Annotated in this window: 2 protein-coding genes; both read right to left on the bottom strand. The window is 45.0% G+C overall.

Features of this window, described 5'->3' with window-relative positions; genetic code table 11:
• A partial coding sequence (locus QUA38_RS28895) for an AAA family ATPase (protein WP_333167955.1) occupies positions 1-1,110 on the bottom strand: 1,110 nt, incomplete at its 3' end.
• 71 nt (positions 1,111-1,181) lie between these two features.
• Positions 1,182-1,397, bottom strand: a 216-nt coding sequence (locus QUA38_RS28890; RefSeq protein ID WP_333167952.1) for an RNA 2'-phosphotransferase, incomplete at its 5' end; no start/stop codon positions are given.

Below are 1,397 nucleotides of genomic sequence, written 5' to 3'. Positions count from 1 at the left end.
TACGAGTTTTTGCTGAAATTGAATGCCGTGTTCGTCGATGACGCTTTGATACAAAGTTCCATCCAGCAAACTCAAAATGTGTTCAGTTTTGTTAGTGCGTTGGGCTTCAGCAGTCGATCGATCTTGAGCCAAATTATCAGCCTCGTTGATAATAATACAAATCCGCTCTAAATAACTCGGAGGCACAAAATTTTCCACAGCATCGTGGTCTAAGATAAAAATCACATAACCCAGCGGCACTAAAATTTCCTTTGCTACCGCTTGCGTCCAAGCAGTTTTGCCCGTCCCCGGTTCGCCACTGACCAAAACAGCCAACTGATTTTGATCCAAAATTGCCTGCTGAACTGTATCGGTAAAACTTTGAACCTCCGCAGAAAAAGTGCGAATTGGGAACTGGCTGTGAACCTGTCCGACGCGGCTTTTGTACCCGCCCAGAATCACCGCTAAATTATAAGTTGCCTTGCTAACGAGCGGCGCCATATCTTGGCAAATTAGAGTGTAGCAGCGTCTTCCCCTGTCGTAGCTGTCAATTTGCAGCCAGCAGCCGAAGCGGGCCCAAGAAGCATACACAGTACCCAAAACTTCCAAGCGTTCCCAGCTAACAAACCGCTCCGGAGGATAAGAAAAATGTCGCTCCATAAAAGACTGGGTAATTGCATCCGGTTTTCCCAGCAAATCGAGAACTTTAAAAACAGTAATCTCTTGGAGTTTGTTGAGAACGTAGTCGATGGGAATGCTAGCGCGGCTGACAAATTGCACCACAGGCGTTTCGGTAACTAAAACGTCTTTGTAGCGGTAATCCGGGTAAACTGGCTGCGGAGTAATGTAATCCCAAAATTCATCAATTTCGTAGCGCGTATTTTCCGAGAATACATTTAACATATTTGCCCACCAAGTATATTGGTGTCGTCCCATTGCGTCGGCAATGTCGCTAGCTGCCCCTAAAGTTTTTTGAGCTAGTTCTAAGGGATCGCTAGATGCTAAATGTACCAGGTGTTCCCAATCTAATTGACGGTAAAAAGGTCGCCAACCCGATCCTAGCAGGCCTCTATTTGGAGAATTATTTTGATGAAAATTGTTTTCGCGATCGCCCATATCTTCCGCACTCATTTTGCAAAACTCCTAGTTACTCTTATTTTACAGTTTTTGCGGTACACATTCTACAAAAAAAGTGAAAATTATCAACTTATTTTGAGATAAGCGGGCGGCACAAAATCTACTAACCAAACTTTGTTTGCCGAGCAGTAAAATGTATGACCGTCGCGTTGCATGGCTGCGGCATCTACAGTAAAGACTGCCGGGATGCCATGTCTTGCACCTACTTGGCGCGCCGTCTGGATATTCACGGACAAATGAACGTGATGCCGCGACATTTTCCTAATTCCTTGACTGAGAAT

This window comes from Microcoleus sp. Pol12B4, from assembly GCF_036701385.1.
Lineage (GTDB): Bacteria > Cyanobacteriota > Cyanobacteriia > Cyanobacteriales > Microcoleaceae > Microcoleus.
This window is presented reverse-complemented; position numbering and strand designations above follow the sequence as displayed.